Here is a 22,306-nt window from a genome sequence, read left to right on the forward strand (position 1 = left end):
TGCTGCGCGGGGCTTTGGTAATGGGGCATTGGTGGAACTCAACTTACCCCGAGGACGAGGCGTTACCGTTCTTCATGCACTTGGTCCATTCTTTTAATAGCAGCGTTGATCGCCCCCCGATCAGCCGATTTAGACCAATCCGTCAGTCCTAACTGTGCCACTAACTCAGGACGACTCAAGATTTCCCGCGCGACCATCGCTTCATCTGGGCCGCGATCATGACGCGTCCCATCCGCGATGTTCTTCAGTGAAGCGTAAGTCACACCCTCCCTGCGATCAATCCCACCCCAACCGCGCTCCGGGTAATAGGTGTCATATTCATTCAGGAGCTTTTGCGCCAGTTCTTTATCACTCATCGTGGCCAGGGGAAACCCCATATTCTGACCCACGGTTATGATACTTTCACGATCGATTTTGCCATCGTGCTTATGCTTTCCGTACCCATCGAGTTTCTCCATGAGTACAGGATTTTCCAGCAGCGAACGGGCAAAATTCATGTCGTCACTGCTGTAGCCACTCTGCGCAGAGGCATACGCAACCTGTCGTAGAGAGTCGCGGGTGATGTAGTCTGGTTGCGCAGGGTCGGCATACTTATCAAAGTTTCTGAGTAGACGGTCGGCCACCCGATAATCATTCCAACTACTGAATTGCTCTACGCTGATGCCAGAGGATACTGGCAGCGTCGAAGCCGATGGTGGAACGGCTCCAACATTATGCGTGTCATTAGCACGTTGAATGGTCATTGGTTTCCTCGATTTGAATAACGTCAAAACAAAATAAATTTATCGTTGCGCAAGAGACCTAGGCATAACGTTCAACAATTGCTCATCAAAGGTTTCATCGTGGTAACGCTGCGCGCTGCTACAAAACATTGCCGAACACTGATCCAGACTTGATCTCAACGTCGGCATTTCCTGCGTGGCAATAACGCGATCAGCGTTCCTACAACAAACGTTTCATTCTGTGTAAACAAAGGCTCGTTTGGGCCTAAGAACTGTTATCGCAGAAGCGTCAGCTTCCTAACCAATCGTTGTAGGTTATTTAACAGCGCAAAAAGCAGTTATAAAAACGCCACCACACCGGCCCGTAGACCTCTCCTGATTTACTTACTCACCACCAGGAAGTCGCAAGGGAAACGGCAAGGTGCACTTGCTGGCGGCGTATGTTTCGGACTGTCCCATGGGAACAAGCCGCCAGACGCCGTGTGAGGAAAAGCGATGAAAAAAACGGCCCCGCCAGTGGAGATTGGCGGGGCCGTTTTGTTTTCAAGTCGAAAAAGTCGTCACCGCCAGCAACGCATCTACATTTGAGATTGATCAAGAAAACCGCAGGTAGTAACGTGACTACATTCGTACTCCATACGGAGGTTAGCCCCCATGACCATCACCACCATTTCCAGCCGTGAATTCAATCAAGACACAAGCGGTGCCAAAAAAGCCGCCCGCCAAGGCCCGGTTTTTATCACTGACCGGGGCAAGCCTGCCCATGTACTGCTAAGTATTGAGGACTACCAAAAACTGACAGGCCTCAATGCCGACATCGTTGACCTGTTGGTGATGCCAGAAGCGGCAGATATCGAGTTCGAAACCGAACGCGCCGTGATCACTCATCGACCCGTGGACTTCACTTGATGTATCTACTCGACACCAACGTCATCTCTGAACTGCGCAAACCCCAGGCCGATGCCAAGGTCGTCGCCTGGGCCAAAAGTGTCATCGCGCCACGGATGTATATTTCAGCCATTACCTTGAAGGAACTGGAAACAGGAGTCCTGCGAATGGAGCGGCGTGATCCCGCCCAGGGGAAGGTTTTGCGCACATGGCTCAAGCGCCATGTCATGCCGGCGTTTGATGCCAGAATCCTGCCGATTGATGCAGCAGTTGCCCTGCGCTGTGCCAGCTTGCATGTGCCAGACCAGGCCAACGAAAGTGACGCGCTGATCGCTGCAACCGCGCTGGTTCATGGTCTGACAGTGGTCACGCGCAACACTGGCGACTTTCAATCCAGCGGCGTCGCGCTGATCAATCCATGGGACGAATGACCGGTAAGGCTGCGAAAACCGTCCATACTTCACAAGTCAATTGACCCAGATCACGTACACCATCAATTGATTTCCCCCAACGCGACCAAAGGTCGCACCCGTCGAAGGGTATCAGGGGCGTATCATTAGGCCACTGCAACACCCCTATTTTGACCCCGGCTGGCACGTACTGGCCGAGGCAAATCTCCACTGCCGTGGGATGCAATGATGAGCAACCAGATTCCGGTACATGACGTTACTCCGCCTGCCAAAAATTCGAATAACACCGTCGATCTCTACGCATCGCGGGAGAAAATCTACACCCGTGCCTTCACCGGCTTGTTCCGCAATCTGCGGATGCTCGGGGGGGCCGGTTTGTTCCTGCTCTACTTCGGCACCGTGTGGCTGAACTGGGGTGGCCACCAGGCAGTCTGGTGGAACCTGCCGGAGCGTAAATTCTTCATTTTTGGCGCGACTTTCTGGCCCCAGGATTTCATCCTGCTGTCGGGCATCCTGATCGTGGCGGCGTTTGGCCTGTTCTTCATCACCGTGTATGCCGGCCGCGTCTGGTGCGGCTACACCTGCCCGCAAAGCGTGTGGACCTGGATCTTCATGTGGTGCGAAAAGGTCACCGAAGGCGACCGCAACCAGCGCATCAAGCTGGACAAGGCGCCGATGAGCGCCAACAAGTTCCTGCGCAAGTTCGGCAAGCACAGCCTGTGGCTGATCATCGGCTTCGTCACCGGCATGACCTTTGTCGGCTACTTCTCGCCGATCCGTGAACTGGTGTTCGATTTCTTCACCGGCCAGGCGGATGGCTGGTCGTATTTCTGGGTCGGCTTCTTCACCCTCGCCACCTACGGCAACGCCGGCTGGCTGCGCGAGCAGGTGTGCATCTACATGTGCCCGTATGCGCGTTTCCAGAGCGTGATGTTCGACAAGGACACGATGATCGTTTCCTACGACCCGCGCCGTGGCGAAGTCCGTGGGCCGCGCAAAAAAGGTATCGACTACAAGGCCCAGGGCTTGGGGGACTGCATCGATTGCACGATGTGCGTGCAGGTGTGCCCTACCGGCATCGACATCCGTGACGGCCTGCAGATTGAATGCATCGGCTGCGCGGCCTGCATCGACGCCTGCGACAACATCATGGACAAGATGGAATACCCGCGCGGGCTGATCAGCTACACCACCGAGCACAACCTGTCCGGGCAGAAAACCCATAAGCTGCGCCCGCGCCTGATCGGTTATGCCCTGGTGCTGCTGGCGATGATCAGCCTGTTGGTGGCCGCCTTCTTCGTGCGCTCGCTGGTGGGTTTCGACGTCAGCAAGGACCGCGTGCTGTACCGCGAAAACGCCGAGGGCCGGATCGAAAACGTCTACAGCCTGAAGATCATGAACAAGGACCAGCGCGACCACACCTACGTGCTTGACGCCGCAGGCCTGCCAGACCTCAAGCTGCAAGGCCGGCGCGAGATCAAGGTAGCGGCCGGGGAAATCTTCAGCATGCCGGTGGAGTTGTCGAGCGCACCGGAACAACTGCCGTCGAGCACCAACGAGGTGAAATTCATCCTCAGGGATGCCGATGACGACAGCGTCCACATTGAAGCCAAGAGCCGATTCATCGGCCCACAAGTCCGTTAATAGAGAGCCGAACAATGCCCGCAGCTACTGCCGCAAGCCCCTGGTACAAGCACCTCTGGCCCTGGATCATCATTGGGATCCTGACCTGCTCGGTGACGTTGACCTTGTCCATGGTGACCATCGCGGTGAACAACCCCGACAACCTGGTCAACGACAACTATTACGAGGCCGGCAAAGGCATCAACCGTTCCCTGGACCGCGAACTGCTGGCCCAGACTCTGCAACTGCGGGCCAAGGTGCACTTGGACGAGTTGACCGGCGAAGTCGAATTGCACCTGACCGGCAACAGCGGGCCCGGCACCCTGGAGCTGAACCTGATTTCGCCGACCCAGCCGGAGAAGGATCGCAAGATCATCCTGACCCGCAGCGACAGCGAGCCCGGCCGCTACATCGGCCAGGTGACCGACAAGGTCGAAGGCCGCCGCTTCGTCGAGCTGCTAGGGGTGGAAGGCGACCGGACCTGGCGTATGTTTGAAGAAGAACAGGTCAGCCATGACAAGGACTTGCTGCTGGGCGACGAGCCGCTGCAGGGTGCTGAAGACCTGAAAAAATAGAGCGTCACCTGTTTGATCGTTCCCACGCTCTGCGTGGGAATGCATCCCGTGACGCTCCGCGTCACAAGAGCGGACGCGGAGCGTCCAGCGAAGCGTTCCCACGCAGAGCGTGGGAACGATCATCGGAACTGAGCCATGACCACCCCAATCCCCTGCTACCACTGCGCCCTGCCCGTGCCGCCCGGCAGCCGGTTCACTGCCGTGATCCTCGGCGAGCCCCGCGAGCTGTGCTGCCCGGGCTGCCAGGCGGTGGCCGAGGCGATTGTCGCCGGTGGCCTGGAAAGCTATTACCAGCACCGCAGCGAAGCCTCGGCCAACCCCGAGGCGCTGCCGGTGCAACTGGTGGACGAGCTGGCGCTGTATGACCGTGCCGATGTGCAAAAGCCTTTCGTGCGCCACGACGGTGGCCTGTCGGAAGCCACGCTGTTGATGGAAGGCATCAGTTGCGCCGCCTGTGGCTGGCTGATCGAAAAACACCTGCGCAGCCTGCCCGCCGTGGCCGAGGCACGCCTGAACCTGTCCAACCACCGCCTGCACGTGCGCTGGGCCGACGGGCAATTGCCCCTGAGCCAACTGCTCGGCGAATTGCGTCACATCGGCTACGCCGCCCACCCGTACCAGGCCGACCGCGCCGCCGAACAACTGGCCAGCGAAAACCGCCTGGCCCTGCGTCAACTGGGGGTGGCCGGGCTGCTGTGGTTCCAGGCGATGATGGCGACGATGGCCACCTGGCCGGAATTCAATATCGACCTGAGCCCGGAGCTGCACGTGATCCTGCGCTGGGTCGCGATGTTTCTGACAACGCCCATCGTGTTCTACAGCTGCGCACCGTTTTTCAAGGGGGCGATGCGCGACCTGCGCACCCGCCACCTGACCATGGATGTTTCGGTGTCCCTGGCCATTGGCGGTGCCTACCTGGCCGGAATCTGGACCGCCATCACCGGCACCGGTGAACTGTATTTCGATGCAGTCGGCATGTTTGCCCTGTTCCTGCTGGCTGGGCGCTACCTTGAGCGTCGCGCCCGGGAACGTACGGCGGCAGCCACCGCGCAGTTGGTCAACCTGTTGCCGGCCTCGTGCCTGCGCATGAGTGCCGACGGGCAAAGTGAACGGATCCTGCTCAGCGAACTGGCCCTGGGCGACCGGGTACTGGTGCATCCGGGGGCGGTGCTGCCGGCAGATGGCATCATCCTCGACGGCCAGTCGAGCATCGACGAATCGCTGCTGACCGGCGAGTACCTGCCGCAACCACGCCAGGTCGGCGATGCCGTCACTGCCGGCACCCTCAACGTCGAAGGTGCGCTGACCGTCGAAGTCCGCGCCCTGGGCCACGACACGCGCCTGTCGGCCATCGTGCGCCTGCTGGAGCGGGCCCAGGCGGAGAAACCCCGGCTGGCGGAGATCGCCGACCGCGCCGCCCAATGGTTCCTGTTGTGCTCGTTGGTCGCCGCTGCGGTCATCGGCCTGGTGTGGTGGGAGCTGGATTCGTCACGGGCGTTCTGGATCGTCCTGGCGATGCTGGTTGCGACCTGCCCTTGCGCCCTCTCACTGGCAACACCCACCGCCCTGACGGCAGCCACCGGCACCCTGCACAAACTCGGGCTGCTGCTGACCCGCGGCCACGTGCTGGAAGGCCTGAACCAGATCGACACGGTGATTTTCGACAAGACCGGCACCCTTACCGAAGGTCGCCTGGCGTTGCGCGCGATCCGCCCGTTGAGCCTGCTGGGCAGCGACGAGTGCCTGAGCCTCGCGGCGGCGCTGGAGCAACGTTCGGAACATCCTATCGCCCGCGCATTCGGCCGCGCGCCGTTGGCGGCGGATGAAGTGCTCAGCACGCCGGGCCTGGGCCTGGAAGGCCGCGTCGGTGACCGCCGGTTGCGCATTGGCCAGCCGGGTTTTGTCTGCGAACTGAGCGGCTGCGCCCTCCCCGCCTCGCCGAAGGAAGCCGGCCAATGGCTGCTGCTGGGCGACACCGACGGCGCCCTGGCCTGGTTTGTCCTGGATGACCGCCTGCGCAGCGACGCGCCCGCCTTGCTCGCCGCCTGCAAGGCACGCGGCTGGCGCACGTTGCTGCTGTCGGGAGACAGCTCGCCGATGGTTGCCAGTGTCGCCGCCGAGCTGGGCATCGACGAAGCCCATGGCGGCCTGCGCCCCGATGACAAGCTGCAAATGCTGCAACAGCTGCACAAGGAAGGCCGCAAGGTGCTGATGCTCGGCGATGGCGTCAACGATGTGCCGGTGCTGGCCGCCGCCGATATCAGCGTGGCCATGGGCTCGGCCACCGACCTGGCCAAGACCAGCGCCGACGCGGTGTTGCTGTCGAACCGCCTCGACGCCCTGGTGCAAGCCTTTACCCTGGCCCGGCGCACCCGCCGGGTAATCATTGAAAACCTGCTGTGGGCCGGGCTGTACAATGGCCTGATGTTGCCGTTTGCCGCCCTCGGCTGGATCACTCCCATCTGGGCGGCGATCGGCATGTCCCTCAGTTCGTTGACCGTGGTGCTCAATGCCCTGCGCCTGACTCGCATGCCGAGCACGCCAGCCGTGAGCCCCGCCCCCGTAACCCGCCCGCTGCCGGCATGAGCCGCGCGGGCATGGAGTGCAGATGCCAGCTCTTTACGTGATGATCCCGGCGGCGCTGTTGATCGTGGCCATCGCCATTTACATCTTCTTCTGGGCGGTGGACAGCGGCCAGTACGACGACCTCGATGGCCCGGCCCACAGCGTGCTGTTCGATGACCAGGACCCGAACCACCTGGCGGCCGTCGATGAAGCCAACGGCCCTGAACAACCGCCCAAGCCGAAAGATCCGCCCCATGCTTGAACTGGCGCCCCTGCTGGTCTCGGCGGTGATCCTCGGCCTGCTGGGCGGCGGCCATTGCCTGGGTATGTGTGGCGGCCTGATGGGCGCGCTGACCCTGGCGATTCCCAAGGAGCAACGCAGTCGGCGCTTTCGCCTGCTGCTGGCCTACAACCTGGGGCGCATCCTCAGCTACGCCACCGCCGGCTTGCTGATCGGCCTGGCCGGCTGGGCCGTGGCCAACAGTCCGGCAGCGATGTTCATGCGCATCCTCGCCGGGCTGTTGCTGATCTGCATGGGCTTGTACCTGGCTGGCTGGTGGAGCGGCCTGACCCGTATCGAAAGCCTCGGGCGCGGCCTGTGGCGCCATATCCAGCCGGTTGCCAACCGTTTGCTGCCGGTGTCCAGCCTGCCCCGGGCGTTGCTGCTGGGTGCGCTCTGGGGCTGGTTGCCGTGCGGGTTGGTCTACAGCACGTTGCTGTGGGCGGCCAGCCAGGGCAATGCGCTGGACAGTGCGGTGCTGATGCTCGCGTTTGGCCTTGGCACCTGGCCGGTACTGCTGGCCACGGGCTTAGCCGCTGATCGAGTCACCGCGTTATTGCGCAAACGCAGCGTGCGGATGGCCGGTGGCCTGCTGGTCATGCTGTTCGGCATCTGGACCTTGCCCGGGCCGCACCAGCACTGGCTGATGGGCCACTAGATCGCCATGTGGCATAGCGCCGCTCCCCGTTGATGCAAATCAAGATGGCTTCCCCACCCAGCCCCTAGACTCGGCCCACTAGCCTATCCGGGGGAACGCCCGCATGCTCGACGCCATTCGTTGGGACACTGATCTGATTCACCGCTACGACCTGGCGGGGCCACGCTATACCTCGTACCCCACCGCCGTACAATTCGACAGCCAGGTCGGCACCTTCGACCTGCTCCACGCCCTGCGCGACAGCCGCAAGGCCGTACGGCCCCTGTCGCTGTATGTGCATGTGCCGTTTTGCGCCAACATTTGCTACTACTGCGCCTGCAACAAGGTCATCACCAAGGATCGCGGCCGGGCTCACGCCTATCTGCAACGCCTGGAGCAGGAAATCCAGTTGGTGGCGTGCCACCTCGACCCCAAACAGCCGGTGGAGCAGCTGCACTTCGGCGGCGGCACCCCGACCTTTCTCAGCCATGACGAGCTGCGTCAGGTCATGGGCCGCCTGCGCCAGCACTTCAACCTGCTGGACGATGACTCCGGCGACTACGGGATTGAAATCGACCCACGGGAAGCCGACTGGGCGACCATGGGCCTGCTGCGTGAACTGGGGTTCAACCGCGTCAGTATCGGCCTGCAGGACCTAGACCCCGAAGTGCAGCGTGCGGTGAACCGCCTGCAAAGCCTGGAAGAAACCCGCGCAGTGATTGACGCAGCGCGCACCCTGCAGTTTCGTTCGATCAATATCGACCTGATCTACGGTTTGCCCAAGCAGACACCGCTGAATTTCGCACGCACCGTGGAAGAAGTCATCAGCCTGCAACCGGACCGCCTCTCGGTGTTCAACTACGCACACCTGCCGGAACGGTTCATGCCCCAGCGACGGATCAACACCGACGACCTGCCCTCCCCGGCGGAAAAACTGCTGATGCTGCAAACCACCATCGAGCAGTTGACCCGGGCGGGCTACCGCTACATCGGCATGGACCACTTTGCCCTGCCGGACGATGAATTGGCCGTCGCCCAGGAAGAAGGCACGCTGCAACGCAACTTCCAGGGCTACACCACCCATGGGCATTGCGATTTGATCGGGCTCGGGGTGTCGGCGATCAGCCAGATCGGCGACCTGTACTGCCAGAACAGCAGCGACCTGAACCACTACCAGAACGCCCTCGCCGGCGCGCAACTGGCCACCAGCCGTGGGTTGTTATGCACCACGGATGACCGGTTGCGCCGGGAAGTGATCCAGCAGCTGATCTGCACGTTCAGCCTGAATTTCGAGAAGATCGAACAGGCCTTCAACATCGATTTTCGCGGCTATTTCGACGAGCTCTGGCCGCAACTGGAGGCGATGACCGAGGACGGACTGATCGAACTCGACCCACAGGGCATCCGCGTATTGCCGGCGGGGCGCCTGCTGGTACGCTCGGTGTGCATGGTGTTCGATGCCTATCTGGAGCACCAGAATCGGCAACGATTTTCGCGGGTAATCTGAACCTGTCCTACTTCGCCAGCAGGGCCATCGCTTCCAGCTGCGACTCGGGAGACTCGTCCTTCAAGGCCTTGGTCAACTGCGATTGGGCCGTCATCAAGCCGGCCTGCAATGTCGCGATATCACTCTGCAAGGCGGCCACTCTGGCCTGCCTTGCCTGCGGGGTCTTTGAGGCGTCGGACATGGCAGCTGAGAGCTGAGCCAGCTTCTCGGCGAGCTGTTTTCTCATCTCGCGAATCATTTTCAACAGCTGCTTGATGTTGTCTTTCAGGTTGCTGTCGTCAATGTCCTTGTTGGAGTTGGTGCTGGCCTTGGAGGCCTTCAGCCCCGCTCCCGAGATATCCACCACCAGTCCTTGGGGCTTGGTGTCAGTGGCCCGATCGGTAGAAGACGCTTGGTCTTTATCGTCTGCAGCGGGGTCTTTTTTCGCATCAGGCACGGTTAGCGAAGAAACAATGGCAGGGTTGGTTGCGCCAATGGAAAGCATGATCTGAGCCTCCAGCTCTAGGAGTGACAATCTTGTATCGACCTCGATACAAAATTCTTTATACCGCTGCTGCTTTTTTGTACACGCTGGCCTGATCGTCCCCCAGTGCGGTACCCTTACGTCTTATGTGTGTTTTCCCACAAGGATTTAAGAAATGTCCGAGCCAGTTAAACTGCGCGCTCATAGCCAGGCTCATTGCAAGGATTGCAGCCTGGCCCCCCTGTGCCTGCCACTTTCGTTGAATCTGGAAGACATGGAAGCGCTGGACGAGATCGTTAAACGCGGTCGCCCACTGAAAAAAGGCGAGTTCCTGTTTCGCCAGGGCGACAAGTTTGACTCCGTTTATGCAGTACGTTCTGGCGCGCTGAAAACCTTCAGCCTGAGCGATGGCGGCGAAGAACAGATCACCGGCTTCCACCTGCCGAGCGAACTGGTCGGACTGTCGGGCATGGACACTGAGATTCACCCCGTGTCGGCCCAGGCCCTGGAAACCACATCGGTGTGTGAAATCCCGTTCGAACGCCTGGATGAACTGGCCCTGCAGCTGCCGCAATTGCGTCGCCAGCTGATGCGCGTGATGAGCCGGGAAATCCGCGACGACCAACAGATGATGCTGTTGTTGTCGAAGAAAACCGCCGACGAGCGTATTGCCACTTTCCTGGTCAACCTTTCCGCACGTTTCCGCGCGCGGGGTTTCTCGGCCAACCAGTTCCGCCTGAGCATGTCGCGCAACGAAATCGGCAACTACCTGGGCCTGGCGGTGGAAACCGTGTCCCGGGTATTCACCCGCTTCCAGCAGAACGAGTTGATTGCGGCCGAAGGCAAGGAAGTGCATATCCTCGACCCGATCCAGCTCTGCGCATTGGCTGGCGGTTCGCTCGACGGTTGATCCAGACGCTTGCGGCCGAGCCAATCGGCTGGGCCGCAGGTATACTTCGAGTCCGCTTTCCTCCCCAGGACTCCTCGACGATGGTCTTCGATTCGTTCGACATCAAATCCCTGATTCGCCCAGTCATCGACTTCCCCAAGCCTGGGGTGATCTTTCGCGATATCACGCCGCTGTTCCAGTCGCCCAAGGCCTTGCGCCTGGTGGCCGACACCTTCGTACACCGCTACGTCGAAGCCGACTTCACCCACATCGGCGCGATGGATGCCCGGGGCTTCTTGATCGGTTCGATCATTGCCTATCAGTTGAACAAACCGCTGATCCTGTTCCGCAAGCAAGGCAAATTGCCGGCTGACGTGCTGGCCGAGAGTTACCAGACCGAATACGGCGAAGCCTTCCTGGAAGTGCACGCCGACAGCCTGTGTGAAGGTGATTCGGTGCTGATGTTCGATGACCTGATCGCCACCGGCGGCACGCTGATCGCAGCGGCCAACCTGGCGCGGCGCATGGGCGCACGGATTTTCGAAGCGGCGGCGATCATCGATCTGCCGGAGCTGGGTGGTTCCCAGCGCCTGGAAGACATGGGCATTCCGACGTTCTGCCTGACGCAGTTTGCCCTGACAGACCAATAACCCCGGGACTCGTGTGGCGAGGGAGCTTGCTCCCGCTGGAGTGTGCAGCGCTCCCAAAGATCTTGGGGCCGCTACGCAGCCCAGCGGGAGCAAGCTCCCTCGCCACAGCTCCCTCGCCACAAAAGCGCTTTCTACAAGCCCATCTGCTTGCTGATGATTTCGTTCATCACTTCCCGAGTCCCGCCGCCGATGGACAGGATGCGGTTGTCGCGATACAGCCGCTCCACCAGGTTGCCGCGCATGTAGCCCTGGCCGCCGAGGATCTGCACGGCATCAAAGGTCACGCGGTCGGCGGTGTCGGTGGCGAGGTTCTTGGCCATCGAGATCTCCTTGATCACACTCTTGCCCGCGGCCATCTTGGCGGCCTGGCGGTAGGTGAATTCCCGCGAGACCTCCACCGCCGTGGCCATTTCCGCCAGGCGATGCTTGAGCACCTGGAACTTGCCGATGGGTTTGCCGAAGGCCTCGCGCTGGGCCGCCCACTTCAGGCTTTCCTCCAGGGCCATCTGCGCAGTCATATTGGCCATCAGGGCCAGGGCCAGGCGCTCGCTCTGGAAGTTGCCCATGATGCAGGCGAAACCCATGTTCTCGGCGCCGATCAGATTGCCTGCCGGTACGCGGCAATCGTCGAAGAACAGTTCGGCCGTGTCCGACGCCCACCAGCCCATCTTCTTCAGGGGTGTACCGGTGGTGAAACCAGGCGTGCCCTTTTCGATCAACAACAGGCTGATACCGCCAAACCCCGGCCCACCGGTACGCACGGCGACGGTATAGAAGTCGGCACGCTGGCCGCTGGTGATAAAGGTTTTGCTGCCGCTGACGCGGTAATGGTCGCCGTCGCGCACGGCACGGGTCTGCAGGCTGGCGACATCGGAGCCGCCACCGGGCTCGGTGACGGCCAGGGCGGCGATCTTCTCGCCGGATAACACCTGCGGCGCCACACGATCGCGCACCTCGGGCCGGGCCCATTTGACGATGGGCGGCAAGCCGATATCCAGCGAGCCCAACCCTGCCACTACCCCGCCGGAGCCGCAGCGCATCAGTTCTTCGCTGGCCGCGACCTTGGCGAACAGGTCACCTTCGTGGCTGCCTCCAAGGGCTTCGGGGTAACCGATCCCCAGGATCCCCGCCGCGCCGGCCTTGAGGTACAGCTCCCGGGGGAAGCTTTCCGCTTCCTCCCACTGCTCGATGCCCGGCAACATCTCGCGCTCGACGAAACGACGCACGCTGTCGCGGACCAATTGGTGGCTGGGGTCGAAGTATTCCTGATAGGCAGACATCGGCAAGCTCCACGGGACGGTAGAGCGAACTTACCAAGCGCTTGCTTGGTTATCAAGCAAGAGGAAAGACTCGTGAACGCCACAAAACAAATGTGGGAGCGGGCTTGCTCGCGAATGCGGTGTATCAGTCGCCAGATGCATTGACTGAACCACCGCATTCGCGAGCAAGCCCACTCCCACATTTTGTCCTGCGGTGTTTGTTACAGGGCGATCGGCTTACGCCCGGCAAACGAATGCGCCAGGGTCCCGCCATCCACCAGTTCCAGCTCGCCACCCAGCGGCACGCCGTGGGCGATGCGCGAAGTAATCAGGCCTTTGTTGGTCAGCAGCTGGGCGATGTAATGGGCCGTCGCTTCGCCTTCCACCGTAGGGTTGGTGGCCAGGATCACCTCGACGAACGTGCCCTGCTCCTCGATTCGCGTCACCAGTTGCGGAATACCAATCGCCTCCGGCCCCAGCCCATCCAGCGGCGACAGGTGGCCCTTGAGCACAAAGTAGCGCCCGCGGTAACCGGTCTGCTCCACCGCGTAGACATCCATCGGCCCTTCGACCACGCACAGCAGCGTGTCGTCGCGACGCGGGTCGGCGCATTGCGGGCACAGCTCTTCCTCGGTCAGGGTGCGGCACTGGCGGCAGTGGCCAACCCCTTCCATCGCCTGGCTCAGGGCCTGGGCCAGTCGGGAGCCGCCGCTGCGATCACGCTCCAGCAGTTGCAGCGCCATGCGCTGGGCGGTTTTCTGACCCACACCTGGCAAAGTGCGCAGGGCGTCGATCAGTTGACGAATCAGGGGGCTGAAGCTCATGGGGAAAGGTCCGACAAAACAACGAGACGCGGTTTATACCCGCGCCTCGGATTAGCGTCAAATGCTCAATCTTGTGCGACCCGCACCACCAACTTGCCGAAGTTGCGCCCCTCCAGCAAACCGATAAAGGCTTCAGGTGCCTGTTCCAGGCCTTCCACCACGTCCTCGCGGAACTTGATCTTGCCGTCCCGCACCCACGGCGCCATGGCACTGAGGAATTCCGGTTGGCGGTCGCCATAGTCGTCGAACACGATAAAGCCCTGGATCCGCACACGCTTGGTCAGCAAGGTACGTTGCAACGCCGGCAGCCGGTCGGGACCGCTGGGCGCTTCGTGGGCGTTATAGCCGGCGATCAGGCCACACAAGGGAATGCGCGCCTTGGCATTCAGCAGCGGCACGACCGCGTCGAATACCTTGCCGCCGACGTTTTCAAAGTAGATATCGATGCCCTTGGGGCAGGCCTGGGCAAGCTCCTCGGCAAAGTTGTCGCTCTTGTGATCGACACAGGCATCAAAGCCCAGCTCGTCCACCACATAGCGGCACTTGTCGGCGCCACCCGCCACACCGACCACCCGCAGGCCCTTGATCTTCGCCACCTGGCCCACCACCGAGCCCACCGCACCGGAAGCGGCCGCCACCACCAGGGTTTCCCCGGACTTGGGCTGGCCGATATCGGTGAGGCCCATATAGGCGGTCATGCCGGGCATACCCAGCACACCCAGGGCCATGGACGGGCTGGTCAGTCCCTTCGGTACCGGGATCAGGTTGCGCCCATCGGAGATGCTGTGGCTCTGCCAGCCGGTGGAACCGACCACCAGGTCACCCACCTCGAACTTCGGATTGCGGGACTGTTCGATGCGGCTGACAGCGCCACCGGTCATCACTTCGTCGATTTCTACCGGCGCAGCGTAAGACGGCGCATCACTCATGCGCCCGCGCATGTAGGGATCCAGGGACAGGTAAAGGGTCTTCAGCAAAACCTGGCCGTCGGCCAGTTCCGGCAGCGCGACGCGCTCCAGGCGAAAGTTTTCCGGCACCGGTGCGCCGTGGGGGCGTGAGACCAGCACAATGCGCTGGTTGAGGGTCAATGCTTCGGACATCAGCGAGGCTCCTTCTATCGGTGATTGAATTCAACGGTATAGGGTGCAGACCCCAACACAGGGTCCAGGGTTCGACAAAACTCTCGCAGTAGCAGTTGTCGAGCGCCAGCCAGGCTACGTTAGCCGCACCGCTGCTTTCATGCCAGACGTGGGACCGAGTCGCTGCCGACGCAGCCTCGCTGGCGCTCGACAGCTGCTACGGGTATGGAAAATAGCCGGCCAAAAAAATGCCAGGCGCGGGGCCTGGCATTTTCGGTGCTGCTTGCCGATCAGAACGGCAGCTTCATACCCGGTGGCAGTTGCATGCCAGCGGTCACGCCGGACATCTTGTCCTGGCTGTTGGCTTCGATCTTGCGCACGGCGTCGTTGACGGCCGCGGCAAACAGCGCCTCGAGCATTTCCAGGTCGTCTTCGCCGACGCCCGGCAATACGCTTGGGTCGATGCTCACGCGCTTGATGTCGTGACGACCGGTCATCACCACGCTGACCATATCGCCACCGGCTTTACCGGTGACTTCGGCGTTGGCCAGTTCTTCCTGCATCTTGGCCATCTTTTCCTGCATCTGCTGCGCCTGCTTCATCAGGCCGGCCATGCCACCTTTCATCATGGGAATCACCTCAAAAGTACGTGGATCAATTATTGGCCCCGGGTTATGACGCTTGGGGTACCGGGGCTTCTACAGGTTCAATAGTATCGTGCCGCACCACCGCGCCAAACTGCTGCATCATCTGCTGGATGAGCGGATCACCGTGGATCGACTCTTCAGCCTCACGCTGGCGGTTGACCCGGCGACGAGACGCCGCCTGGGCCGGGGTTTCCTGCTCGGGCTTGATCAGCTCGATACTGATGGTCAGCGTGCGCCCGTGGAACTGGTTCAGGGCATCGTTGAGCCGGCGCTGCTGGGTCGCGTTGAACAGGGCGCTGTGGGCCGGGTCCAGGTGCAGCAGCCAGTGGTCGCCATCAACGGCAATCAGGGTGCAGTTGGCGGCGATGCTGCCGGTCATGCCGGAGATCGGCAGTTTCGGGAACAGCTCCAGCCATTGCAACGCCAGGCCGGTGGCCGGCATCGCGGCAGGTTCGGGTTCAGGCTCCGGGGCAGGCTCGGCGGTGTGTTCGCTGGCCAGGTCGTCCAGGTAGCTGTAGGCCGAATCCATGTCCGGCTCGATGTAATCTTCGTCCAGCGGCGGCTCGTCGTCGAGGTCGGTGCCCGGGGTGGCGGCGTCCACTTGCGCAACGGTCGGCTCCGGCACCGGGGCCGAAACCCACTCGGGGGCGTCCGGCACCACGCTGTCCGGGGTCGGCGCGGGCATGGGTGTCAGTTCAGGCTGCTCGCTGGTGGTTTCCAGCACCGGCTCGACGGCAGGCTGCAGCTCGACCTCGACCTCGGCCTCTACCGGGTCGTTCCACGGCAGATCGACTTCAGGCACGGGCGCAGGCTCAACCACCGGCTCCGGCACCACCACAGGCGCCACGGGCTCGGCGACAACCGGGGCGGCGGCCTGTGCAACCGGCGCAGGCGGCGCAACCACTGGCGCGACAACAGCCGGGCCAGCCACTGGTTTGGCGGAATCAACTGTGGCCTGGCTGATCCCCACTGGCTTTAGCGGCTGTCTCGGCGCATCCGCCGTGTCGGCGGGCCTGAAGGCCAGCATCCGCAGCAGGACCATTTCGAAGCCGCCCCGCGGATCGGGTGCCAACGGCAGGTCACGTCGCCCAATCAGGCCCATCTGGTAGTAGAACTGTACGTCTTCGGCCGGCAGCGCCTGGGCCAGGGCCAACACGCGGTCGCGGTCGCCGTGGCCGTTGTCGACACCTTCGGGCAGGGCCTGGGCGATGGCGACGCGGTGCAGCACATTGAGGATTTCCGACAGCACGCCATTCCAGTCCGGGCCTTGCTCGGACAGATGGCGCACGGCTTCGAGCAACGCCTTGGCGTCGCCTTCGATCAACGCGTGCAGCACGTCGAACACCTGGCCGTGGTCCAGGGTGCCGAGCATCGCCCGCACGTCGGCGGCCAGCACCTTACCTTCACCGAAGGCGATGGCCTGGTCGGTAAGGCTCATGGCATCACGCATCGAGCCGTCGGCGGCACGACCCAGCAACCACAGGGCGTCGTCTTCGAACGGTACGTTCTCGACACCCAGCACGTGGGTCAAATGCTCGACCACACGCTCCGGGGTCATGTTTTTCAGGGAGAACTGCAGGCACCGCGACAAAATCGTTGCAGGAAGTTTCTGCGGGTCGGTGGTGGCCAGGATGAATTTGACGTAGGGCGGCGGCTCTTCCAGGGTCTTCAACAAGGCGTTGAAGGAGTGGCTGGACAGCATGTGCACTTCGTCGATCAGGTAGACCTTGAAGCGGCCACGGCTCGGTGCGTACTGCACGTTGTCGAGCAGCTCGCGGGTGTCTTCGACCTTGGTGCGGCTCGCGGCGTCGATCTCGATCAGGTCGACAAAACGCCCTTCGTCGATTTCCCGGCACACCGAGCAGGTACCGCACGGCGTCGAGGTGATGCCGGTTTCACAGTTCAGGCACTTGGCAATGATGCGGGCAATGGTGGTCTTGCCCACCCCGCGGGTACCGGTGAACAGGTAGGCGTGGTGCAGCCGTTGGCTGTCCAAGGCATTGATCAGAGCCTTGAGCACATGGGTCTGGCCGACCATTTCGCGGAACGAGCGCGGACGCCATTTACGTGCAAGAACCTGATAACTCATCGAAAACCGTCGCAACTGGGAAGCGGAAGCGGGTAATGCTAGCGGAGCAAGGGGGAAATTGCATCCGGCACGCTCGTCTAATCTGACTAAGCTGGTCTGACCAAGCCTATAAAAGGCTGAACCCGGAGAATTTATGCGCGCAGTCCTGGGCGCCTTGTGGATGATTGCCACGGTCACCCTGGCGGCACCCGCACCTCTGCGATTCTCCATTTCCGACAGCTGGACCATGCCCATGGTGCAACTTGACCAGGGCCAGCCGACCCAGGGGATTTTGTATGACCTGATGTTGAGCCTGGCCACCCAGGTCGGCCGTCCTGCGATATTCCATGTGCTGCCGCGTGCGCGCATCGACACCGCCATGGAGCGCGGGGATGTGGACGTGCGCTGCTACGTGACACCGGCGTGGCTGAACAACCTGTCGGGGGACTACACCTGGAGCATCCCGCTGCTGGTCCAGCGCAATGTGCTGGCCGCCGGGCGCGTGCCCTCAACGTCAGTGGCACTGGACAGCCTTGCGCCGCAACACATCGGCACGGTACTCGGCTACAGCTACCCGACCCTGGAGGCGCGCTTCGCCAGCGGCCAGTTCAGCCGCGACGACAGCCGCAGTGAAGAGCAAGTGCTGCAAAAACTGGTGGCCGGACGCTTCAACTATGCAGTGATCAACGAATGGATCCTTGACCGCTTCAATCAGCAATTACCGCCCACACAGCGCCTGCATACGGTGGCCGTGATCGAGGAGCAACGCCTGGGCTGCTATGTGCGCAACGACCCGCAGGTGCCGGGGCAGCAGATCCTGCGCACGTTGCTGCGGATGAAAATGTCCGGGGAGATTGATGAAATCATCCAGCTGTATATCGGGAACAGCGCTCCCGCCCCTTAAGATCACCTGATTGTCCTTGTGGCGAGGGAGCTTGCTCCCGCTGGAGTGCGCAGCGCTCCCAAAGATCTTGGGGCCGCTACGCAGCCCAGCGGGAGCAAGCTCCCTCGCCACAGCAACCTCCCTGGCCACCGTAAGCTCCCTCGCCACAGTAAACATCACTCAAGCTTTTGCCACTGCGGCGGCGGTGCAAATCCCTCGACCCAACCCGGCACGTCGTCCGCAGGCATCGGCCGGGCGATGAAATAGCCTTGGGCCACTTCGCAGCCCATGCGCATCAACAGCTGGCCGTGCTCCAGGGTTTCCAGGCCTTCGGCAATCACTTCGCGGCCAAACGCACGGGCCAGGCCGATCACGGCCTTGGTCAGCGCCAGGTCGTCCTTGTCGTGCAGGATGTCGCGCACGAACGACTTGTCGATCTTGATGGTCTGGGTCGGCAGGCGCTTGAGGTAGCTCAGGGAGGAATAGCCGGTGCCAAAATCATCCAGGGAGAACTGCACGCCCAAGGCCTGGCAGGCCTCCAGGTGCTGGGTGACACGCTGGATATTGTCGATGGCCACCGACTCGGCGATCTCCAGGTCCAGCCGGTGCGGCTCCACCTGCGGGTATTGCGCCAGCAAGTCTTGCAGGCGCTCGACAAAATCCTCGCGCTGGAAGTGCCGCGCCGCGATGTTCACGCTCACCGACCACCAATGCCCATGCACCTGCCAGCGATGCATCTGGCCCAACACCTGGGCGATCACCCATTCGCCGATATCGACAATCAGGTCGGTCTGCTCGATCAGTGGCAGGAAATCCCCCGGCTTCACCAGGCCACGCTCGGGGTGCTGCCAGCGTAACAACGCTTCGAACCCCACCACCGTGCCGCAGCGCAAGTTGACCTTGGGCTGGTAATGCAGGCACAACTGGCGCGCCGCCAGGGCCTGGCGGATCTGCTCCACGGTCTGGTGGCTGGCCTTGACCTCCTGTTCCAGGGATACATCAAACAACTGGTAGCGGTTGCGCCCGCTCTGCTTGGCCACATACATCGCCTGGTCGGCATGGCGCAGCAAGGTGTCGGCGTCCTCGTCGTCCAGGGGGAACAGCGTGACGCCGATGCTGGCGAACACATTCAGCTCCGCCCCCTGGATCGAGTACGGCTCGGAAATCGCCTTGAGGATGCGCAGCAAGGCGCCGTTCAGCTCGTCGATATCGCGCACATAACGCAGGATCAGCACAAATTCGTCACCGGCGAGCCGGGCGACCACGTCCTCGCCGCGGATGATCTCCCGCAACCGAGTGGCCACTTCCACCAACAACAGATCCCCACAGGCATGCCCATACCCGTCGTTGACCGCCTTGAAGCCGTCCAGGTCGAGCATGCACAACGCCAACGGGATGTCTTCGCTGCGGGAGAACTCCAGGGACTGGTTAAGCAACTCGGACAGATAGGCGCGGTTCGGCAAGCCGGTCAGCACATCGTGGCCGACCCGCCATTGCAGGGTGTGCAACAGCTGGCGCTTTTCGCTGACATCAAAGCGGATCGACACGTACTTCTGCACGCGCCCGGTCTTCTCATCGAGCAGCGGCACCATGGTGCTGTCCACCCAATACAACGTCCCATCCTTGGCCCGGTTGCAGATTTCCCCACGCCACACCCGGCCTTCGCTGATGGCTTGCCACATGCCCTGGAAGAACCCCGCAGGGTGCAGTCCCGAGCTCAGAATGCGGTGATTTTGCCCCAGCAACTCGTCACGCCCGTAGCCGGACATGCCGCAGAACTGGTCATTGACGTAAGTGATGCAGCCCGCCAGGTCAGTCTCGGAGAAAATGGCGGCTGCATCCACGGCCCTGCGGTATTTCTCGTCCATGAGTCAGGCTCACTGTGGCTAGCGGTTGAACCGCTCGACCAGGGCGCGCAACCCGGAAGAGATGCTTTCGAGTTCCCGGCCACGGGTGACTGCAGCGTTGGCATTGCCCGCTGTCTTTTGCACCGTGGCGGCAACGTTATTGATCTGCTGTGAAACTTCCTCGGCGACGTGGGATTGTTCCTGTGAGGCAGCAGCCATTTGCTGACTCATATCGGTAATACGCTCCACCGCGTGGCGAATGCCTTGCAGCGCCTGCTGCGCCTCAAGTACTTGCTGCACGCCCTGCTCGGCCTCGTGAATGCCCAGGCTCGCGATCTCGACCGCCTCATCGGCGCCGGCCCGCAGGTTCTGGATGATGCCCTGGATCTGCTGGGTCGACTCCCGCGTCTTGCCCGCCAGGGCGCGCACCTCGTCGGCCACCACGGCAAAGCCACGGCCCTGCTCGCCGGCGCGGGCCGCTTCAATGGCCGCGTTGAGGGCCAGCAGGTTGGTCTGGTCGGCGATTGCCTGGATCATGCTCGCGGCCACCTGGATTTGCTGGGTCTGCCCGGCCAGGTTGCCCACCGCCTGGTTGATCTGGGTGACGGTGCCGGCCAGCAGCTGGATCGCCTCGCGGGACGTGCCGGCCACCTGGCTGCCCTGCTCGGCGAGGGTGTTGGCGGTGTGAGCTTCGCTGGCGGTTTGCTGCACGTGCACCGCCACTTCGGCGATGGACGCAGCCATCTCGGTCATGGCGGCGGCGGTCATGTCGGTCTCGGCGCGCTGTTCCAGCAACGCCGATTCGGTGGTGCTCGACAACACGCTGGAATGGGCGGCTGCTTCGGCCATCTGGTTGGCCAGGTCGCTGAGGCGCGTCAGGGCGGTTTTAAGTCGCGCCTCTTCGCTGATCAGGATCATTTCGAGCTGCGCGGTCGGCCCCAGCGCGTCGCTGTAGGTCATGGCGCTGATGGGGTCGGAAAAGGTATTGGGCGTGTTCTGCACAATCTGCTTGAGCTGCAGCCCCAAGCGTTGATGCCCCCAGACGCCCAGGCCGAGAAACAAGCCGACAGTCAACGCCTGGGCCCATACACCCGGAACCCATTGGAAGGCGGCGACACTGGCAACGGCAGCCGCCAGTGGCAACGCCATGGCCCGGGACACAGACGCCACACGCCGCACCGGCGAGACCGCCGCACCACCTGCCTGCAACCGCGCGTACAGCGCCTCTGCGCGGCGCACCTGTTCGCGGGTGGGCTTGACCCGAACCGACTCGTAGCCCGTCAGCCGCCCGTCTTCGAGAATCGGCGTCACATAGGCGCTGACCCAATAATAGTTGCCGTTCTTGCAGCGGTTCTTCACCACGCCCATCCAGCTCTGCCCGGCCTTGAGGTAGCTCCACATCAGCTGGAACACGGCGGGCGGCATGTCCGGGTGGCGCACCAGGTTGTGGGTGCTGCCGATCAGCTCGGCCTGGGTAAAACCGCTCATGGCGGCAAACTCGGCGTTGCAGTAGGTAATATGGCTGTTGACGTCAGTTGCGGAAATTAGCCGTTGCTGCTCCCCAAAAGTCTGTTCAACAGCAGTGACCGGCAAATTGAGACGCACGTTAAAGCTCCATGGACAGCATTCGATCGCCCTCTCGACCACCGGGTAGGCAGGACAGGCGGATTCGTATTTCCAGTCGGGCTGCGCCGTCGATCGGCTGGTTGGCCGCAAAGGTACGCAAACCCACGATTTTGCACAGCAATTCATCATCCATTCAGTGATGATCAACTAGGCTTGAATTCGGGTATCCGGCACGTGAGGCGCAATGAAGCGTGGCACTGACGAGCGACATTTCAGTCCCTGCCAGGCGTCCGTTTTATGGGCACATTTATGAGAGTAAGGAGAGAGCAATGATTTCCTGTTTCATAAACCTGCCTTCTGAAACGAGACCACCAAATACTTGTCCTAGATGCCGATTCTACGAATTACATCACATTTTGCAAGAAAAGGTGATGGTACATGCGGTTGTCTAATTTTAAGATTTATCGTTAAGTTCTTGATTCTAAATGGGAATTGAGCGATGCACATTTCAAGTTTGGGTCCAGCCATCAGACGTTACCGCAAGGTCGCAGGGCTTACTCAGGCTGAACTAGGTGAAAAAACCGGTTTTGACCCTAAAACCATCAGCCGCTTCGAAACCGGCACCTATACACCCAGCGTCGAGGCACTGTTCTTGTTCGCAGAGGCGCTGGGAGTGAAGCTGAAAGTCTTTTTCGCAGACCTGGTCGACGAGGAGGAACAGCGCGCTTATCTGTTCGGTGTCATTCACAAAGCCACCCCGAAGGATCTGGGAAAGCTGATCGCAGCGGTAGACCAGGCCTTGTCCAAGCCTTAGAGCTCGCAACACACGTGCACGCAATAAAAAGAGCAGACAGCCAGATTGACTGTCTGCTCTTTGCTTGATGACTCCTGACATGAACTGACAGGACAGCCCCTTAGACTAGG

The 22,306-nt window shown here is 61.5% G+C and carries 22 protein-coding genes and 1 pseudogene; 12 read left to right on the forward strand and 11 right to left on the reverse strand.

What is annotated here, in order from left to right; all coding sequences use genetic code 11:
* Window positions 1-62 precede the first annotated feature (62 nt).
* Window positions 63-743: a hypothetical protein gene (locus AC3WKX_RS11105; protein ID WP_023659084.1), complete on the reverse strand. Its 681-nt coding sequence runs from the start codon at window positions 741-743 to the stop codon at window positions 63-65.
* Between the two features lie 633 nt (window positions 744-1,376).
* On the opposite strand from AC3WKX_RS11105, the gene AC3WKX_RS11110 reads away from it, so the two are divergent.
* The 8 genes from AC3WKX_RS11110 to hemN all read left to right on the forward strand — a co-directional run bounded on the left by AC3WKX_RS11110 (window position 1,377) and on the right by hemN (window position 9,207).
* A complete protein-coding gene (locus tag AC3WKX_RS11110) occupies window positions 1,377-1,631 on the forward strand; it encodes a type II toxin-antitoxin system Phd/YefM family antitoxin (RefSeq protein ID WP_003219024.1) in 255 nt (84 codons plus the stop codon).
* Window positions 1,631-2,041, forward strand: a complete 411-nt coding sequence (locus tag AC3WKX_RS11115) for a type II toxin-antitoxin system VapC family toxin (protein ID WP_087694843.1) — start codon at window positions 1,631-1,633, stop codon at window positions 2,039-2,041. The genes AC3WKX_RS11110 and AC3WKX_RS11115 overlap by 1 nt, the downstream gene beginning before the upstream one ends.
* 207 nt (window positions 2,042-2,248) lie before the next feature.
* Window positions 2,249-3,664 carry a cytochrome c oxidase accessory protein CcoG gene (ccoG, locus tag AC3WKX_RS11120; RefSeq protein ID WP_003219028.1) on the forward strand — a complete coding sequence of 472 codons (1,416 nt, stop codon included), beginning with the start codon at window positions 2,249-2,251 and terminating at the stop codon, window positions 3,662-3,664.
* A 14-nt stretch (window positions 3,665-3,678) separates the two neighbouring features.
* A complete protein-coding gene (locus AC3WKX_RS11125; RefSeq protein WP_008437568.1) occupies window positions 3,679-4,218 on the forward strand; it encodes a FixH family protein in 540 nt (179 codons plus the stop codon).
* Window positions 4,219-4,353: 135 nt separating this feature from the next.
* A complete protein-coding gene (locus AC3WKX_RS11130) occupies window positions 4,354-6,804 on the forward strand; it encodes a heavy metal translocating P-type ATPase (protein ID WP_102605040.1) in 2,451 nt (816 codons plus the stop codon).
* Between the two features lie 22 nt (window positions 6,805-6,826).
* Window positions 6,827-7,045 carry a cbb3-type cytochrome oxidase assembly protein CcoS gene (gene ccoS, locus AC3WKX_RS11135; RefSeq protein WP_003219033.1) on the forward strand — a complete coding sequence of 73 codons (219 nt, stop codon included), beginning with the start codon at window positions 6,827-6,829 and terminating at the stop codon, window positions 7,043-7,045.
* The gene (locus AC3WKX_RS11140; protein WP_003219035.1) at window positions 7,038-7,721 is read left to right on the forward strand and encodes a sulfite exporter TauE/SafE family protein; all 684 of its coding nucleotides are present in this window, start codon (window positions 7,038-7,040) and stop codon (window positions 7,719-7,721) included. The genes ccoS and AC3WKX_RS11140 overlap by 8 nt, the downstream gene beginning before the upstream one ends.
* 103 nt (window positions 7,722-7,824) lie before the next feature.
* On the forward strand, window positions 7,825-9,207 hold the full coding sequence (hemN, locus tag AC3WKX_RS11145; protein WP_003219038.1) for an oxygen-independent coproporphyrinogen III oxidase: 1,383 nt from the start codon (window positions 7,825-7,827) through the stop codon (window positions 9,205-9,207).
* Window positions 9,208-9,214: 7 nt separating this feature from the next.
* On the opposite strand, the gene AC3WKX_RS11150 is transcribed toward hemN, so the two are convergent.
* Window positions 9,215-9,691 (reverse strand): hypothetical protein, encoded by a 477-nt coding sequence (locus tag AC3WKX_RS11150; RefSeq protein ID WP_008437565.1) that lies wholly within the window; start codon window positions 9,689-9,691, stop codon window positions 9,215-9,217.
* A 154-nt stretch (window positions 9,692-9,845) separates the two neighbouring features.
* Here AC3WKX_RS11150 and fnr point away from each other — a divergent pair, with 154 nt between their 5' ends.
* Both fnr and AC3WKX_RS11160 read left to right on the forward strand, forming a co-directional pair.
* On the forward strand, window positions 9,846-10,580 hold the full coding sequence (gene fnr / locus AC3WKX_RS11155; protein WP_003219044.1) for a fumarate/nitrate reduction transcriptional regulator Fnr: 735 nt from the start codon (window positions 9,846-9,848) through the stop codon (window positions 10,578-10,580).
* A gap of 80 nt (window positions 10,581-10,660) precedes the next feature.
* The gene (locus AC3WKX_RS11160; protein WP_102605041.1) at window positions 10,661-11,209 is read left to right on the forward strand and encodes an adenine phosphoribosyltransferase; all 549 of its coding nucleotides are present in this window, start codon (window positions 10,661-10,663) and stop codon (window positions 11,207-11,209) included.
* A 131-nt stretch (window positions 11,210-11,340) separates the two neighbouring features.
* Here the strand turns inward: AC3WKX_RS11160 and AC3WKX_RS11165 are convergent, their stop codons facing one another.
* The 5 genes from AC3WKX_RS11165 to dnaX all read right to left on the reverse strand — a co-directional run bounded on the left by AC3WKX_RS11165 (window position 11,341) and on the right by dnaX (window position 17,107).
* Window positions 11,341-12,489 (reverse strand): acyl-CoA dehydrogenase family protein, encoded by a 1,149-nt coding sequence (locus tag AC3WKX_RS11165; RefSeq protein ID WP_102605043.1) that lies wholly within the window; start codon window positions 12,487-12,489, stop codon window positions 11,341-11,343.
* Window positions 12,490-12,689: 200 nt separating this feature from the next.
* Window positions 12,690-13,292, reverse strand: a complete 603-nt coding sequence (gene recR / locus AC3WKX_RS11170; RefSeq protein ID WP_003219049.1) for a recombination mediator RecR — start codon at window positions 13,290-13,292, stop codon at window positions 12,690-12,692.
* Between the two features lie 65 nt (window positions 13,293-13,357).
* Window positions 13,358-14,392, reverse strand: coding sequence for an NADPH-dependent curcumin/dihydrocurcumin reductase (curA, locus tag AC3WKX_RS11175; RefSeq protein ID WP_102605044.1), 1,035 nt, complete (start codon window positions 14,390-14,392; stop codon window positions 13,358-13,360).
* Window positions 14,393-14,661: 269 nt separating this feature from the next.
* The gene (locus AC3WKX_RS11180; protein ID WP_003193199.1) at window positions 14,662-15,000 is read right to left on the reverse strand and encodes a YbaB/EbfC family nucleoid-associated protein; all 339 of its coding nucleotides are present in this window, start codon (window positions 14,998-15,000) and stop codon (window positions 14,662-14,664) included.
* Between the two features lie 43 nt (window positions 15,001-15,043).
* Window positions 15,044-17,107, reverse strand: a complete 2,064-nt coding sequence (gene dnaX, locus AC3WKX_RS11185; RefSeq protein WP_102368376.1) for a DNA polymerase III subunit gamma/tau — start codon at window positions 17,105-17,107, stop codon at window positions 15,044-15,046.
* A 133-nt stretch (window positions 17,108-17,240) separates the two neighbouring features.
* Between dnaX and AC3WKX_RS11190 the strand changes: the two genes are divergently transcribed.
* On the forward strand, window positions 17,241-17,990 hold the full coding sequence (locus AC3WKX_RS11190; RefSeq protein ID WP_008430184.1) for a substrate-binding periplasmic protein: 750 nt from the start codon (window positions 17,241-17,243) through the stop codon (window positions 17,988-17,990).
* Window positions 17,991-18,145: 155 nt separating this feature from the next.
* On the opposite strand, the gene AC3WKX_RS11195 is transcribed toward AC3WKX_RS11190, so the two are convergent.
* From AC3WKX_RS11195 to AC3WKX_RS11210, 4 genes and pseudogenes are all read right to left on the reverse strand, one after another.
* Window positions 18,146-19,837, reverse strand: a complete 1,692-nt coding sequence (locus AC3WKX_RS11195) for a putative bifunctional diguanylate cyclase/phosphodiesterase (protein ID WP_102605045.1) — start codon at window positions 19,835-19,837, stop codon at window positions 18,146-18,148.
* A gap of 18 nt (window positions 19,838-19,855) precedes the next feature.
* Window positions 19,856-20,965 carry a methyl-accepting chemotaxis protein gene (locus AC3WKX_RS11200; protein ID WP_404942397.1) on the reverse strand — a complete coding sequence of 370 codons (1,110 nt, stop codon included), beginning with the start codon at window positions 20,963-20,965 and terminating at the stop codon, window positions 19,856-19,858.
* Window positions 20,966-21,094: 129 nt separating this feature from the next.
* A pseudogene (locus AC3WKX_RS11205) lies at window positions 21,095-21,463 on the reverse strand (PAS domain-containing protein); the annotation flags it as partial.
* Window positions 21,423-21,575: a hypothetical protein gene (locus AC3WKX_RS11210; protein WP_157222851.1), complete on the reverse strand. Its 153-nt coding sequence runs from the start codon at window positions 21,573-21,575 to the stop codon at window positions 21,423-21,425. The gene AC3WKX_RS11210 and the pseudogene AC3WKX_RS11205, both read right to left, overlap by 41 nt.
* A 306-nt stretch (window positions 21,576-21,881) precedes the next feature.
* Here AC3WKX_RS11210 and AC3WKX_RS11215 point away from each other — a divergent pair, with 306 nt between their 5' ends.
* Window positions 21,882-22,196, forward strand: coding sequence for a helix-turn-helix domain-containing protein (locus tag AC3WKX_RS11215; RefSeq protein ID WP_003219061.1), 315 nt, complete (start codon window positions 21,882-21,884; stop codon window positions 22,194-22,196).
* Window positions 22,197-22,306 lie beyond the last annotated feature (110 nt).

This window comes from Pseudomonas sp. GP01-A4, from assembly GCF_058780865.1.

Coding starts and splice junctions, on each gene's coding strand:
- dnaX (WP_102368376.1), bottom strand. CDS start 17,107: ATGAGTTATCAGGTTCTTGCACGTAAATGGCGTCCGCGCTCGTTCCGC.
- AC3WKX_RS11105 (WP_023659084.1), bottom strand. CDS start 743: ATGACCATTCAACGTGCTAATGACACGCATAATGTTGGAGCCGTTCCA.
- AC3WKX_RS11110 (WP_003219024.1), top strand. CDS start 1,377: ATGACCATCACCACCATTTCCAGCCGTGAATTCAATCAAGACACAAGC.
- AC3WKX_RS11200 (WP_404942397.1), bottom strand. CDS start 20,965: ATGGCGTTGCCACTGGCGGCTGCCGTTGCCAGTGTCGCCGCCTTCCAA.
- AC3WKX_RS11125 (WP_008437568.1), top strand. CDS start 3,679: ATGCCCGCAGCTACTGCCGCAAGCCCCTGGTACAAGCACCTCTGGCCC.
- AC3WKX_RS11210 (WP_157222851.1), bottom strand. CDS start 21,575: ATGGATGATGAATTGCTGTGCAAAATCGTGGGTTTGCGTACCTTTGCG.
- hemN (WP_003219038.1), top strand. CDS start 7,825: ATGCTCGACGCCATTCGTTGGGACACTGATCTGATTCACCGCTACGAC.
- fnr (WP_003219044.1), top strand. CDS start 9,846: ATGTCCGAGCCAGTTAAACTGCGCGCTCATAGCCAGGCTCATTGCAAG.
- AC3WKX_RS11165 (WP_102605043.1), bottom strand. CDS start 12,489: ATGTCTGCCTATCAGGAATACTTCGACCCCAGCCACCAATTGGTCCGC.
- curA (WP_102605044.1), bottom strand. CDS start 14,392: ATGTCCGAAGCATTGACCCTCAACCAGCGCATTGTGCTGGTCTCACGC.
- AC3WKX_RS11150 (WP_008437565.1), bottom strand. CDS start 9,691: ATGCTTTCCATTGGCGCAACCAACCCTGCCATTGTTTCTTCGCTAACC.
- recR (WP_003219049.1), bottom strand. CDS start 13,292: ATGAGCTTCAGCCCCCTGATTCGTCAACTGATCGACGCCCTGCGCACT.
- ccoS (WP_003219033.1), top strand. CDS start 6,827: ATGCCAGCTCTTTACGTGATGATCCCGGCGGCGCTGTTGATCGTGGCC.
- AC3WKX_RS11160 (WP_102605041.1), top strand. CDS start 10,661: ATGGTCTTCGATTCGTTCGACATCAAATCCCTGATTCGCCCAGTCATC.
- AC3WKX_RS11140 (WP_003219035.1), top strand. CDS start 7,038: ATGCTTGAACTGGCGCCCCTGCTGGTCTCGGCGGTGATCCTCGGCCTG.
- AC3WKX_RS11180 (WP_003193199.1), bottom strand. CDS start 15,000: ATGATGAAAGGTGGCATGGCCGGCCTGATGAAGCAGGCGCAGCAGATG.
- AC3WKX_RS11190 (WP_008430184.1), top strand. CDS start 17,241: ATGCGCGCAGTCCTGGGCGCCTTGTGGATGATTGCCACGGTCACCCTG.
- AC3WKX_RS11115 (WP_087694843.1), top strand. CDS start 1,631: ATGTATCTACTCGACACCAACGTCATCTCTGAACTGCGCAAACCCCAG.
- AC3WKX_RS11195 (WP_102605045.1), bottom strand. CDS start 19,837: ATGGACGAGAAATACCGCAGGGCCGTGGATGCAGCCGCCATTTTCTCC.
- ccoG (WP_003219028.1), top strand. CDS start 2,249: ATGAGCAACCAGATTCCGGTACATGACGTTACTCCGCCTGCCAAAAAT.
- AC3WKX_RS11130 (WP_102605040.1), top strand. CDS start 4,354: ATGACCACCCCAATCCCCTGCTACCACTGCGCCCTGCCCGTGCCGCCC.
- AC3WKX_RS11215 (WP_003219061.1), top strand. CDS start 21,882: ATGCACATTTCAAGTTTGGGTCCAGCCATCAGACGTTACCGCAAGGTC.